Origin of the sequence: Paenibacillus sp. IHB B 3084 (assembly GCF_001447315.1) — a bacterium.
In the GTDB taxonomy this organism is placed as follows: domain Bacteria; phylum Bacillota; class Bacilli; order Paenibacillales; family Paenibacillaceae; genus Paenibacillus.
Genome location: NZ_CP013207.1, coordinates 23,510 through 37,982, shown reverse-complemented (window position 1 = coordinate 37,982; position 14,473 = coordinate 23,510). Strand labels below are relative to the sequence as shown.

10 protein-coding genes and 1 pseudogene are annotated in these 14,473 nt (G+C 46.1%); 6 read left to right on the top strand and 5 right to left on the bottom strand.

All coding sequences use genetic code 11. From position 1 onward, the window contains the following. The first annotated feature begins 48 nt into the window (after window positions 1-48). Window positions 49-2,646 (top strand): hybrid sensor histidine kinase/response regulator, encoded by a 2,598-nt coding sequence (locus tag ASL14_RS26725; RefSeq protein ID WP_134914807.1) that lies wholly within the window; start codon window positions 49-51, stop codon window positions 2,644-2,646. 5 nt (window positions 2,647-2,651) lie between these two features. Here ASL14_RS26725 and ASL14_RS26720 read toward each other — a convergent pair whose 3' ends face one another. Then, on the bottom strand, window positions 2,652-3,344 hold the full coding sequence (locus tag ASL14_RS26720; RefSeq protein ID WP_134914806.1) for a response regulator transcription factor: 693 nt from the start codon (window positions 3,342-3,344) through the stop codon (window positions 2,652-2,654). Between the two features lie 481 nt (window positions 3,345-3,825). On the opposite strand from ASL14_RS26720, the gene ASL14_RS26715 reads away from it, so the two are divergent. The 3 genes from ASL14_RS26715 (at window position 3,826) to ASL14_RS26705 (ending at window position 7,657) form a co-directional block, all read left to right on the top strand. Continuing rightward, complete coding sequence (locus tag ASL14_RS26715; protein ID WP_223264422.1) at window positions 3,826-5,202, top strand: diaminobutyrate--2-oxoglutarate transaminase; 1,377 nt, start codon at window positions 3,826-3,828, stop codon at window positions 5,200-5,202. 134 nt (window positions 5,203-5,336) lie between these two features. Next, window positions 5,337-6,314 carry a helix-turn-helix transcriptional regulator gene (locus ASL14_RS26710; RefSeq protein ID WP_134914805.1) on the top strand — a complete coding sequence of 326 codons (978 nt, stop codon included), beginning with the start codon at window positions 5,337-5,339 and terminating at the stop codon, window positions 6,312-6,314. A gap of 125 nt (window positions 6,315-6,439) precedes the next feature. Beyond that, window positions 6,440-7,657 carry an MFS transporter gene (locus ASL14_RS26705; RefSeq protein WP_134914804.1) on the top strand — a complete coding sequence of 406 codons (1,218 nt, stop codon included), beginning with the start codon at window positions 6,440-6,442 and terminating at the stop codon, window positions 7,655-7,657. Between the two features lie 108 nt (window positions 7,658-7,765). On the opposite strand, the gene ASL14_RS26700 is transcribed toward ASL14_RS26705, so the two are convergent. The 3 genes from ASL14_RS26700 to ASL14_RS26690 form a co-directional block, all read right to left on the bottom strand. Continuing rightward, a complete protein-coding gene (locus tag ASL14_RS26700) occupies window positions 7,766-8,284 on the bottom strand; it encodes an NAD(P)H-dependent oxidoreductase (protein WP_134914803.1) in 519 nt (172 codons plus the stop codon). A 163-nt stretch (window positions 8,285-8,447) separates the two neighbouring features. Further along, on the bottom strand, window positions 8,448-9,566 hold the full coding sequence (locus tag ASL14_RS26695; protein WP_134914802.1) for a GGDEF domain-containing protein: 1,119 nt from the start codon (window positions 9,564-9,566) through the stop codon (window positions 8,448-8,450). A 107-nt stretch (window positions 9,567-9,673) separates the two neighbouring features. Then, window positions 9,674-12,109 (bottom strand): glycoside hydrolase family 94 protein, encoded by a 2,436-nt coding sequence (locus ASL14_RS26690; protein WP_134914801.1) that lies wholly within the window; start codon window positions 12,107-12,109, stop codon window positions 9,674-9,676. A 223-nt stretch (window positions 12,110-12,332) separates the two neighbouring features. Between ASL14_RS26690 and ASL14_RS26680 the strand changes: the two genes are divergently transcribed. Beyond that, entirely contained in the window at window positions 12,333-13,067 is a 735-nt protein-coding gene (locus ASL14_RS26680; RefSeq protein WP_134914800.1) for a thioesterase II family protein, read from the top strand. Between the two features lie 20 nt (window positions 13,068-13,087). Continuing rightward, on the top strand, window positions 13,088-13,942 hold the full coding sequence (locus ASL14_RS26675; RefSeq protein WP_134914799.1) for a sugar phosphate isomerase/epimerase family protein: 855 nt from the start codon (window positions 13,088-13,090) through the stop codon (window positions 13,940-13,942). Between the two features lie 79 nt (window positions 13,943-14,021). Here the strand turns inward: ASL14_RS26675 and ASL14_RS26670 are convergent. Next, window positions 14,022-14,389: pseudogene (locus tag ASL14_RS26670) on the bottom strand (DUF423 domain-containing protein). Window positions 14,390-14,473: the final 84 nt, after the last annotated feature.

Here is a 14,473-nt window from a genome sequence, read left to right as displayed (position 1 = left end):
ATTTCCAATATAGCTTACAAAGTAGGGAAATTACAGGAGGGAGAACATTTGATTCGAGATTTGGTTCTATATGTTATCGTGATATTATTAATTGTTTTGACTTTTCAGCCACCTATTACATTTGCGCGCCGCAATCTGATTTCTCAGCTCATTCGGCAGACGATCACGCGTGTTTTTTATGGAGTGACAGGAATTCTATTCTTATATTTTGGCATAAGTGATAGAGCTCTGATGACTTGTGTTCTGGAGCTAGTGATTGGTCTGATGTTCATCGCTTTGTTTGTACGCGTTTGGATCATTAAACATACATATGAACAACGTTTACTGGACCAAAACCGTGATCTCCTAAATGTGCTTCGGGTTCAACCTGGCTTTACCTTCAGGCTGGAGAAAAGCGGCGACGAATTTTATTATAGGCTGCTCGAAGGAGGCTTGCTGGAGCGCATGGGTCTGAATCTGCAAGTCAGCTATAATCGAAGGGAGCATGTTAAGCGACTCGGGGATATTTTTGAGCTTTCCTCTGAAACGCTGGAGCAGCTTAGCGAATATTACAAACAGGCATGGTTCGGTGACCGGACGGTATTTGAGCTGGAGTTTTGGGAATACTCGGCTTTAATTACCTTACATCCGGTCAGGGAGAACGGGATCACCAAGCATGTCATCGGTCACGTAATGGATATTACGGAGTATAAAGCTTCCGAGCAGAAAAGAAAGGAGGTAGACGAGGCTAACCATGCCAAAAGCGTTTTTTTAGCTCATATGAGCCACGAAATTCGCACGCCGCTGAATGGGATCATCGGTCTGTCCAAGCTGTTGAACAAGACGGAACTGACTGCTGTCCAAAAAGACTACCTTGACAAGCTGCTCGCCTCCTCGCGCATCCTCTCGTCCATGCTCAATAACGTACTGGACTTTTCCAAGATGGAAGCAGGCAGTTTGGAATTGGAAAGACAGGAGTTTGAGCTGGAAAAAATGCTTAGGCATCTTGCAGAGACGGTGGGTACTTTGCTGGAACACAAAGAAATAGAGATCATTTTTATAACGGACCCCAAATTACCCAAAAGTGTTAAAGGTGATTCATTGCGGATGGAACAGGTGCTTTTAAACCTTCTGACTAATGCCGTCAAGTTTACGGATCAGGGACATGTATTGTTAGAGGTGAAAATGCTAAGCCAGCAGAACGGACGGGTAGTGTTGTCCTTTATGGTGGAGGATACGGGTATAGGTATTTCCGAGGTGGGTGTGAACAAGCTGTTTGTCCCTTTTACCCAAGTGAATACATCAACCAGCCGCCGATATGGGGGCTCCGGGCTGGGTTTGGCCATTAGCAAGCATTTGGCTGAAGCCATGGGCGGGAATGTAGAGGTTGAAAGCCGATTGGGAGAATACAGTCGGTTTTACTTTAATGTCGAACTGAATATCGGGGATCTACATCCGGAAGGCGCACAAATAGAAAAACAAATAAGCGGCAAAGCCTTAATTGTTGTGCGGCATGAGCTGTTAAGATTTAGTCTGAGCGAATTAATACAAAGCACAGGATTAGAAACATACACCATTTCATCCTTTCAGGAATGTGTGGAAGCTTTTCAAAATGGCGAATATTTTGATTTGGTTATGGTCGACATGGGGATGAATGGCTTTAGAGAGCTGGATACACGGAGACAATGGCTTCAATTGCTAAATAGACAGATGACTCAGGTCATTGGACTTACAACAGTGTTCCAGATGGAAGGGATAGCAGTTGGGGACGAGGATAGCAGGGTGGATGCCTTTTTGTCCAAGCCCGTGACTCGAAACGCTGTATTGGAGGTTATCCGCTGGAGGCTGGAAAAGGAAAAGACAGTGTCTGTAGATGTTAATACTCTGGATACATATACGATGATGAGCCCTCGTTATGAAGGAGAGATTACAACACAGAAGTATCAAATTCTCACAGCGGAGGACAATGAGATTAACCAGGTGGTAATTACCGAGTTCCTGGCAGAGCGCGGTTTTGAAGTAACCATGGTTGCAAACGGAAGAGAACTGTTAGAGTCACTGGAACTGCGTTCCTGGGATATGGTAATGCTTGATCTGCATATGCCAGAGATGGATGGCTTTGAGACGGCCAGACATATTCGCAGAAAGAAAGCTTTTAACAGACTTCCAATTATCGCCTTTACGGCCGATGCTGCGCAGCATGAACAGGAGGTTTGCCTTCGTTCAGGCATTAATGCTGTGCTGCTCAAGCCTGTCCATGAACTGAACGCTGTAAGAGTGTTAAACAGTTGGATTCATTTAGCATGGCTGCAAGAACTAAATGGTGTCCACGCGGAACAGGCAATAGCCGGCATGGATGGAAAGGTATATATTTTCCAATTTGCCCTTTACAAATGGATTCAGGAATACCAGTATCTTGATAAAAGATTGACGAGGAAAATGGACAACGGACAGTTATCTGCCGCTCTCCGATTAATCCACTCGCTTAAGGGAGGGGCAGGAAACCTGTTTGCGTCCGGGCTGCTTGCAAAGGTCATAGAGCTGGAAAAGGGATTGAAACGTAGCCATGAAACCTCACCGGGGGAGCTGTATCCAGACTGGCGAGAGCAATTGAGCCTGGTTCAAAAGGAGATTAACCAAATCAAGTCATCGGTTCCCTGGAGCTGATCGTGCTATTGCACAAATTTATAACCAATTCCCCAGATGGTCCTGATTAATTTCGGCTTTTTAGGGTCTTTTTCGATTTTCCTGCGCAAATGGTTGATATGTACGTCTACAGCCCTCTCATTAATAAAGGAGTCTGTGCCACGAAGAGCTTGAATCAAGGCATATCGGCTGAATACAATTCCCCGGTTCAAATAAAAAAGCTTCATAAGCTCAAATTCCGAAAATGTCGTCTCCACAATCTGCCCATCAACGGTAATCATTCTTCGCGCCAGATCCAAAACAATGCCTGTTTCAGGCTCGGCTTCAGGCGCAAGGCCTCTTGCCTGTAACCGTGTGATTTCAATACGACGGAAAAGAGCCTCGATTCGCGCCTTTAGCTCCTGCATACTGAAAGGCTTGCAAATATAATCGTCTGCTCCCAACGTAAGTGTACGGATGCGCTCTGAGATATTGTTTTCTGAAGAAATCACGATGATTGGCACATCCGTATGCTTGCGTACCAGTGGGCAGGGATTGACACCATCCAAATCTGGAAGCAGCAGATCTAGCAAAATAATATCAGGCTGCACCATACCCAGCCGGGCAATTCCCTCAGCCGCCTGTTCCACCCGGGTAACGTTGTAGCCTTCTCCAGTCAAATACAAGGAAAGGGTATCTCCCAGCATATTGTCATCTTCAATAATCAAAACATTAGACATGATGATATTTCCTTATCTTTCTATCAAATTCGAGCCAAATGGTTAGGATAGGTTCAATGCATTCAAAAAGTTTTTGGCAAGTTCTTTTGATAGAGTAACCCCCTTTGGACAGTCTGTCAAAAGATCAGGGGGATCGGGCAAACCAATAGCCGGGCAGAACGGATTTATACTTTTTTGATATGGAAATGCTCTATTTATAAGATTTTTAGCTCTATTCCGACATTTTTCGTGGAGAATTAACAAAATACACCAAGCCCTCGACACTCAATTACAAAAATTTAACAAAACACATTAGAATCATGCATTGACTTCAAAAATATTTATGGTATTTTATTACATAGGAGTGACATCCACTGATAGAGACCCCTTAGAAACCCCCACCACTTAATCTTCTGGAGTTTAATTTACTCTCAATAGGCTACTCTGCATTTATTTATCTGTACTCTATTCGTTCTCGTGATCGTACTCATGATTCTTTGGTGTGGCTACCCCTTTGCGATTCAGGCTGTCTTCTCATTTCAGATTACATATTTACACTTTTTTTGCTTTCCATGCTTGTATTTTTTCAAATCAGGTCAGCGGGAGGACGAGAGATTATGAACACATTCGAAGCACTGGAGTCCAATGTAAGATCCTATTGCAGAAGTTTTCCGGTTGTTTTCAACAAAGCGAAGAACGATGTGCTGTACACAGAGGCAGGAGAGGGATATATCGACTTTTTGCCGGAGCAGGGGCTTTGAACTACGGGCACAATAATGATTTCATGAAAAACCGGCTTTTGGATTATTTAACCTCAGACCGGATTATGCATGGTTTGGACATGTTTACGACGGCCAAACAGGAGTTTATTGAATCTTTCTCCGAGCGTATTCTCCAGCCCAAGGGCTTGAATTATAAGCTGCAATTTTGCGGTCCGACTGGTACTAATGCGGTGGAGGCGGCATTGAAGCTTGCGCGCAAGGTGAAGAAAAGAAATGGAATTTTTGCTTTTATGGGCGCGTTTCACGGCATGTCGCTAGGCAGTTTGTCTGTTACCAGTAACAACTCCATGCGAGAGAGCGCCGGTGTATCCTTGAATAACGTTACCTTCATCCCTTATAACAGTACGTTTAACGGCTTGGATACCATTTTATATATGGAGCAGCTTTTAACAGATACCCATTCCGGGGTGGAAAAGCCAGCGGCCATCATTCTGGAAACGGTACAGGCTGAGGGCGGTATTAACATCGCAGATACCGAATGGCTGCGTGATTTGCGGCAGCTGTGCGATGATCATGATATTTTGCTGATTATTGACGATATACAGGTTGGCTGCGGTCGGGTTGGTTCGTTCTTCTCGTTTGAGCGGGCGGGTATCGTTCCTGATATGGTTGTTTTGTCCAAGTCAATCAGTGGCTATGGTTTGCCGATGTCCCTGTTGCTGATCAAGCCGGAATTGGATATTTGGAGTCCTGGTGAGCATAATGGCACCTTCCGTGGAAATCAGCTTGCTTTTGTCGCTGCAAAGGCAGCGCTGGAGTTCAGGGATACGGTAGGGCTGGAAGCACAGGTGAAGGAAAAAGAGGCTTTTGTCCAGCAATTTTTGCGTGAACATATTCAAACAATCGATCCTCTCATTGAAATTCGAGGCTTGGGTCTGATCTGGGGAATTGATGTATCCCACCTGGGAGAAGCGTTCGCCAAGGAGGTAGCTACTCTCTGCTTTAGTAAGGGCCTCATCATTGAGCGGGCTGGACGTAACGATACGGTGATTAAAATTATGCCTGCCCTAACGATCAGCTTGGAAAACCTGCGTGAAGGCTGCAACATCATTAAAGAATGCATGGTTCAGGTGTCCAGCACACTGGTTACTTTGTAAATCTTCATATTTTAACAGATCGACGGGAACCTCCATCACTGCTATTTTCTAGCGGTAGGAGGTTCTTTGTCAAACCACCAATAATCCGGTATGATGAGAATGATTATCAATGAAAAATACTGGAGTGAAACGCTATGCAGGAAGCTACTTTTCATCATAATTTTAATCTGTTTCTTGAAAAACTGGAGCTGAACGCTGACGTTACAGGTCATAAAGCTCCGATGGAACTTACACAAACCGTGGGGAAGGGCACTATTCGCCGTTGCTCCCCGCGTCTGGATATGGAGCTTGTGGTTTCCGACTATACCTTTCATCAACGCCGAACGATTGATTTTGTGGCTACTGTGCCTATGGTGGAGCTTACTTGCTGTTTTCGCGGCGGCCGTGAGGTTCAGGCGTCGGGAGTGCGGCATGAAATTGTTCCGGGGCATTTTTCGTTACAGCTTCTGAAGCCGGGCGAAGCCCACTTTGAATTTACGGCGAATGAGCAGTTTACGATGCTAGGCATTGGCATTCCGGTATCGACATTTCATTATTTTATGGAAGAGCCGGACGGGAGAAGGAGTGTTGATTTTGCGGATTTACTCGGACCTCATTCGTTTCGCGCTTTTCAGGCTCGCATGAATCCAGTTGCCGTCTTCAAGTTGACTCAGCTGATGCAGGGCATCCAATCCGGTTCGATGCGCAATATTGAAATGGAATGTGCCGTATTGGATTTGTGGATGCTTGCTTTACGCACCTTTTTCGAGGATAGGCATGATCCATCTGTCTCCTTGAACCGGGACGAAATCGCCAAAATTAAGAGGGCGCGTCAAATTATGCTGGAGCACATGGCGGAGCCGCCGTCTCTCTTGCAGCTTTCACATATGATCGGCATGAATGACTACAAATTGAAAATGGGCTACAAGGAAATGTACGGAACAACCGTCTTTGGAGATCTGCGTGAACAACGGCTGGATCAGGCTCTTCATTTGCTGCAAGTCGGAGGAAATAGTGTAACGGAAGTTTCTTGTGCGGTGGGTTATTCCAATCCAAGCTACTTTGCAGAGGCATTCCGAAAAAAATACGGCTGCAACCCGGGTACGCTCGTCCGAAATCGTCTATTCAGCTAAATAACCCATTCCCGCAAACCAGTAACGAATTCCGTTAGCTGGTAGATCAGAACTGAACCCCCGTGTAGGATGAATGGCAAGGTTACTGTACCTGTTATTCATTCATAAGAAGGGGGAATTAGGGTATGAATTCCGTACCACATGTACAAAAAGCACCTAACCCAAAACATTTCTGGACACTCGTCCTGTGCGGAACTTTACTGGTCATTACAACCACAGGCTTGGCCCGTATGGGTTATGGTGCTGTGCTTCCGTATATGCAGAAGGGGCTGCATCTGACAATATCACAGACAGGATTACTGGGAACGATCATGTTTCTGGGTTATTTGCTCACGGTAGGCTTGTCAGGTGTGCTGGCTGTACGCTGGGGAGCTAAATTGGTGCTTATAACGGGCAGTGCGGCTGTAGTGGTCAGTATGCTAGGATTGGTATGGTCGTCTTCATTTTGGGCTATCGGGTTGTTCATGTTCGTTATTGGGGCTGGCAGCTCACTTGTATTTACTCCACTGATGTCCCTGATGATCGGCTGGTTTCCGCAGCAGCGGGGGAAGGTATTAGGTATACTGTTGAGTGGCGCCGGTATCGGCATGTTATTAAGCGGTTTTCTGATCCCTGTGATCATACGGGTATTTCCTCATGACGGCTGGCATGCTGTATGGTTGTGCTTCGGGATTATTTCGTTAGTGGTGCTTGTGTTGTCACTATTTGTTCTGAAAAATCCGGCATCTGCCCGTCAAACGGTAAGCGAGGAGGATAAGCCCCAGTGGTTGAAAAATAAGGAGCTTACCCTCATTGCTGTTTTATATTTTCTGATTGGCATGGCCTATCTAATACCTAATCTGTATCAAAGCAGCTATATGCTGGAGGCAGGTATTTCAAGCAGCACGACAGGGCTGATATATGCGTTTGCAGGGGTATTCAGCATTATAGGCGGCCCTGTATGGGGAAGTATCTCGGACAAGGCTGGGGTGCAACAAACATTTATGCTGGCGTGGATTTTTGCTGTGCTTGGGGATCTCGTTCCCATCGTTATGGACAACGTGTGGGGCTTTGCGATTTCATCCATCATTTGGGGTTCGAGCATCGGAGGACTAGTCACCTTGATCCAGGTTAAAGCTTCACAGCAGGTTCCGTCCAAATATGTTCCCTCTGGCATCGGGTTTATCTCTGTATTTTATGCAGTAGGGCAGATGCTGGGTCCGGCGCTGTCAGGCTGGATGATCGAGCATATGGGGGGCTTTGCCGCCGCTTACGGCTTGGGGGCTGTCGTCTATGTATTAGGCTTCGTGCTGAATAGCAGGGGGAAAGTCGTTTCCATGCAATCAGAACGCAGTTCGTTATAATTCCTGATTTGAAAATTAAACTCAAAAAAAAGCCCCCTGGTCGGTAGACTGCCACATTCTGTGTCACAACAGGTGGTAGCTCCAACCAAGGGGCATTTTCCAATACAATTAAGAAGTAACGGTTTGCACGTATCTTTGCGCGGATTGCTCAAGCTCCTCATCGGTCAGAACCCCAGCGCCATATTGCACGAAATAAGGGAGCAATTTGACACCAATCATATGGCTTGTAGCTTCAAGAGGTCTCAAAAGCTCTTCGATCGTGTATTTGTTCCGTCCGTCATGTTGATAGTTTTCCTCTACACTAGCGGCAGACAGAGCAATCAGTAACTCTTTGCCCTCCAATTTGCCACCTTCGCTTCCAAAAGCCCAACCGTAAGTCAGAACCGCATCTTCCCATTTTTTCAGCAGGGAAGGGGTACTATACCAGTAAAAAGGAAATTGAAGTACGATACGGTCATGCTGCTCCAGCAGTTCCTGCTCTTGAGCTACATTGATTTTCTCATCCGGGTATACTTCATACAGGTTATGAACGGTTATACCCGATTGCTTTTTAAGCTCCTGGACCCATCTTTTGTTAACGCGGGACTCCGCAAGATTAGGGTGGGTTACAATAACAAGTGTTGACATATGAAAAACATCTCCCTTAACTTATTTTATGTAAGTAAATTACGTTATTACTTGTAAGTATTATAGTTTCAGCTTATATTCTTGTCAAATGGCTTGTCTTTAAAAAATAAATCCCCGGCAAGCGAGTGCCGGAGAAGTCATCCTGTGAGTATTCTCTGTCGAATTAGGCAATATGATTGAGCGAAACTATCTTATTCTTGCCAGAACGCTTGGCTTGATATAGATAGTCGTCCGCTTCCTGAAAGAACGCATCTTTGTTCATTTCTTCTGTATAGCTTTTCAGCCCAATGCTTACGGTTACGGAAATGTTTTGCTTTTTTTCGTAAAAAGTCATCTTTTCCACTTCGTGCCGGATGTTTTCGGCGATTTGATAAGCTTCTTCAAAGGTATGCTCGAACATCAGGATGGCAAATTCCTCACCACCATAGCGGGCCGCAATATCATTTGCTGTAATCTGCTCTGTAATGATTTGCGAAATGCCCTCCAAAATTTTATCTCCGAACTGGTGCCCATAATTATCATTAATTTTCTTGAAATTATCAATATCCACTAACGCAAGATGGATAATGGCGCCTTGCTCAGCATATTCGAGTGCTTTTTCATAGAAGTTCTGAAAGGACAAATAATTGTACAATTTGGTTAACCCGTCGGTCATCGACATTTTGCTTATAATCGCGTTACTGATCATCAGCTCCTGTTGGGCGCGCTGTGTTTTGTACAAATCCACTAACAGATCGCGACCGCTTGCCTGAATAATGAGAGCAATAAAAGTAGACATAATCAAAAAGGAAGGGATTGCCACGATATCAAAGTTCGACAAGTAGGTGCGGAATGATCCATCTACTGCCAGCAACAGAAAAAAAACCACAACTTGCAAGACAAAGGAAAGCCATATCAAGCGACGATTGAAAAACAGGATGGATGAGAAAATAGGCAACAAACACAACGCCGGAATAATTCGGATATCGTAGTTTAGTCGAATGATCGTCCAGCAAATGACCGTGCTCGCTATAAACAGAATCGCGAAAGAATACCTATTACATTTAAAATGAGCTATTTCTGCAAGCAAGTTGGAGCCGCTCATGATCAGCGTCGGAACAATAAGGGTTTCAACGTAAAATTCATAAGGCGAAGCGTGGTAATCAAGAAACAAATAGCTGCCCAACTGGGTGATAAAATGTACGACAATAATCATCCAGTATAATAAAAACATCCTCCGTACCCAGCGAGCTTCCTTTAACTTATAATCGGTTGTTTGAGTAAGTCGTGTTGTCTTATTCATGATGTCACCACACTTAATGTATCTTTAGCCATTCTCGTATTATAAGATACTATGTGATGAAGTTGAAGCTAATTTTTCAGGAGTCGATTTAGGTGCCAATGTACTTGTCAGCCCAGTAACACTTTAACCTGATGGACAGCACCATCCCCTGCGACCGGCAGAACATTGTCCGTGAGAACAGTCCCATCTATCGTGACTGTAGCTACACCCTTGGATATATGTTGTGGATTCGTGATTTGGATCACGTAGGTATTGCCGCGAAAGACGCGAGTGATTGTAAATTCGTCCCAGGCTACAGGAATGCACGGGTCAATACGCAGACCATCCCATTCGGGCTGGATACCAAGAATAGACTGGGTAATGGCTACAAAGTTCCACGCGGCTGTGCCAGTCAGCCATGAATTTTTGGCTTCGCCTTCACGAACGGCATCCTTGCCTGCAATCATTTGTGCATATACATACGGCTCGGTGCGGTGGATGTCGCTGATGTCCTCCAGGTAGGCAGGAGCAATTTTGCTATACAGCTCAAAAGCGCGATCTCCACGGCCAATCACGGCCTCCGCCATCATAATCCACGGGTTATTGTGACAGAAGATGCCCGCATTTTCCTTGTACCCTGGAGGATAAGAGGATATTTCACCTAGATTGATGTAATAGCGGGAATAAGGCGGATTTTGCAGTACAATGCCATAGGGAGTCTCCAGCCGATCCCGTGTAGAGTTGAGCGCTTTTTGAGCCTGACCTTCCTCAACGCCGATTCCGGCCATCACGCAAAAACCCTGAGGCTCAATGAAAATTTGGCCTTCCTCACAATCCTTGCTACCCACTTTATTCCCATAGTGGTCGTAGGCTCGCAGAAACCAATCCCCATCAAAGCCATGCTCCAACGTGGCGGTCCGTATCCGATCCACATGGGCCTGGGCCGTGGCTGCTTCGTCATCTAATCCTCTACGCTTGCACAGCTCAATAAAATCTGGCCCTGTATATACGAATAGTCCGGCGATGAATACCGATTCCGCTATGCGACCCTCCAAATTTTGCGTGGTCTGATAGGACTCATCCGGTGTAGCAGAAAAACAATTCAGGTTCAAGCAGTCGTTCCAGTCTGCCCGGCCAATCAGTGGGAGACCATGCGGGCCGAGATTGTTAACTACATGATAAAAGGATCGCTTCAAATGCTCAAACAGGGTAGCGGTATGCTCTTCAATCCCATCGAATGGCACCTGTTCGTCCAATATGGAAAAGTCTCCCGTTTCTTTGATATACGCAGCGGTGCCAACAATTAGCCACAGCGGATCATCGTTGAAACCGCCGCCGACCTCGTGGTTTCCTTTTTTGGTTAAAGGCTGGTACTGATGATAAGCCCCGCCGTTATCAAATTGAGTGGAGGCGATATCGATAATCCGTTCCCGCGCTCGCTCCGGTATCTGGTGGACGAAGCCGAGCAAATCCTGATTCGAATCCCGGAAGCCCATACCACGCCCGATGCCAGATTCGAAATACGAAGCGGAACGCGACATATTGAACGTAACCATACATTGATACGGGTTCCATATATTCACCATCCGGTTCAGCTTGTCGTCGTGGCTCTGAATGATGTACTTGGAGAGCAGGTTGTTCCAATAGGCCCGCAGCTCACTCAAGGCTCGTTCAACATCGGCATCATCCGCGAATTGAGCAATCATGGCATGAGCCTGCTTTTTGTTAATCACGCCAGGAGATTCCCATTTTTCATCCTCCCGATTTTCCACATAACCAAGTACAAAGTTAAGACTCGTTTCTTCACCTGGCTCCAATGTGATTTCGATGCAATGCGATCCTACAGGCGACCACCCGCTGGCAATAGAGTTAGAGGCTTGCCCGGAGGTGACGGTTTGCGGCTGATCCAGCCCGTTGTATAGTCCCAGAAAAGCTTCACGGTCTGTATCGAATCCTGCCATTGGACGATTGACAGAGAAGAAAGCATAGTGGTTGCGGCGCTCACGATATTCCGTTTTGTGATAGATGACGGAGTCCTGTATTTCGACCTCGCCCGTGTTCAGGTTGCGTTGAAAATTGGTCATATCGTCATAGGCGTTCCACAGACAAAATTCCACGAAAGAAAAGAGTTTGATCTTTTTAGTCTGTGCAGAGGTGTTCTGAAGCTTGACCTGATGTACTTCTCCATCAAAGGACAGCGGTACAAAAGCCAACTGCGTCGCCCGGATACCGTTACGTTCACCCATAATTGAAGTATAGCCAAGCCCATGTCGGCACTCATGCAGATCCAGCTCCCGTTTGACCGGCATCCAGCCCGGTGTCCAGTAATCCCTGTCATCATGAATATAAAAATAGCGACCGCCGTTATCGACAGGAATATTGTTGTATCGGTATCGTGTTAAGCGACGTAAGCGCGCATCCCGGTAAAATGCATAGCCGCCGCCTGTATTGGAGATCAGTCCAAAAAATCGTTCGTTGCCTAAATAATTGATCCAGGGATATGGGGTTTGAGGGGTGTGGATGACATATTCTTGGTTAGCATCATCGAAGAAACCGTACTTCATGGCGCAGAACTCCTCTCGAATTTAAAGAAATAAGGCCAAACACATTATTATATTCAAACATGAAGCTGTTCTTCCTAAAAGAATCGGTTTCCTGCCTGATGCAAAAGATGCTTGATTTCCCCGACCTTGTTTCTTGAATTTGCAAAATATTTGAAATGGGTAAATATACCTTTTTATGCTAAAATGAAAGAGTAAGGACTTAGCATGGTAGGAGGTTGCAAGGATGGCACCCATCACATTGTTTTTCATTCCATATGCGGGCGGATCGGCATCGGTCAGCTTCAAATGGAAAAAGCTGCTGCTTCCGCACATTAAGCTTGTTCCGCTGGAGCTGGCGGGCAGAGGTATTCGTTCCGGTGAACCGTTAAAGGACAGCATTGAGGAAATGAGCGAGGATTTATTGCTCAAGATCAGTCAAGAAATAGCCCCCGGCGATCCTTATGCCATTTATGGTCACAGTATGGGAACGATGATCGCATTCGAGCTGTATTACAAGCTGGTGGCTGGCGGTTATGGGAAACCTGCTCATCTGTTCGTATCTGGTGGACGGGCACCGCATGTCCCGAGAGATTTCCCGTGGGCCCATGATCTTCCCGCAGAGCAGTTCAGGACGCATTTGCAGCGGTATGGTCAGCTTTCGGAGGCCATTTTTGACAATCGCGAATTGTACGACTATTTTATTCCGGTGCTAAGAGCGGACTTCAAAGCCGTTGAGACGTATGAGTACATGACCCCAGCCGTACCTTTGAATTGTTCGGTCACAGCATTGACAGGGCTGACCGATAACACAATGACCTTGCAGGATGCGGAGGCGTGGGGGCAGCATACGGATCAGAATTTTCGTATTTTCACCTTTGATGGAGGACACTTTTTTATTCATGACGAGGTGGAGAGGATTACGCAAATCATTAATGAGACCTTGGAACGAAGTGCTGTGACAAACAGGATGCAACATTAAAAAAGAAGAGGTGATTGGAAGTGACTGTAGGCGTATTGGCGCATTTATTTGGCAAGTTGCCTTATCGCGAGTTGGCTGCAAAGGTAGGAGCGGCGGGCTTTACTCATGTTCAACTGGCTCCATGGAGAGCGATCAGTGATGTGGACTTTAACAAACCGGGCAAGTTCAGTCCGGGATTGGCACTGTCTATCGCGGAGGCATTCCGTCAGCATGGAGTTTCTATATCGGTGCTTGGCTGCTATTTGCATTTTTTTGAAAAGGATGAGGATCTTCTACGTGAAAATGTAGAGCGCTTTAAAGAGCTGATCCGATACGCAAGCCTGTTAGGGGCACCTATGGTGGCTGCCGAAGTCGGACGTAATGAGGATGGAAGCGCATATACGGAACGAGACTGGAAGGTTGTAAAAGAAGTTGTGCGCGAATTAGCGGACGAGGCGGGAAAATGGGGCGTGTTCGTCGGATTGGAGGCCGCTAACGATCATTTGGTCGGAACGGCGGTAGAGCTGGTTACCTTGCTGGAGGAAGTACCGTCATCCCAGATCGGCGTAGTGATAGATCCGGGCAATCTGCTGAAAACGGAAAATCTGGCACGACAGGATGAAGTCATCCGCGAAGCGTTTCAACTGCTGGGACCCCGGATTATCGCGGCGCATGCCAAAGACCGGCGTTTGTCATCGACAGGTGAGATCGAGACCGTACCGCCGGGCTTTGGTGACATGAACTATGGTCTATACATGGAGCTACTGGAACAGTACAAGCCGGGGGTTCACATCATTATGGAGGCCGCGCAGGAGCACCAGATGGCTGAATCCAAACGCTACATCGAGAGCCATCGCTTATCGGCTCAAAAGGCGCAGGAAGTACAGACGAAATAATATTATTCTTTCATATTTGGGAATTTCTCAGGAGATTTGGAAGCGTCTACTTTTCCAAGTCTCTTTTCTTTAGCTTTGTTTAACCCTGCACTACCGCCACAATCACAAGTACCCAACTTGTTAAAAAGCCACCCCGCCAATCGGGGTAATCGCTCCGAGCTTCTTCACACCGGACAAGCTAAGGGCATACAAACTGCCGGAGAACAGAAGAATACCTGCTAGCATTACCCAGCCTGCGGTAACAATCAGAGAAGAATGGACCAGATTTCCTGCAACTACTCCGAGCAGAATCAAGCCCAAGCCATGAGCAATATGATATTGGATACCTGTCTGGAATATGCTCATCATATCTGCGGAAAGTCTTTTTTTCAAAGCATGTGCTCCGAAAGCTCCCAGAACTACAGCTAAAAACATCATTATACAACCAAGCACCAGTAAAATTTTCATATTAAAACGCCTCCCTGTAAAATCGTACCGATTTCCTGCGATTTCGTCAATTTTCATTAACAAACCCTAAACATATTGATTTTT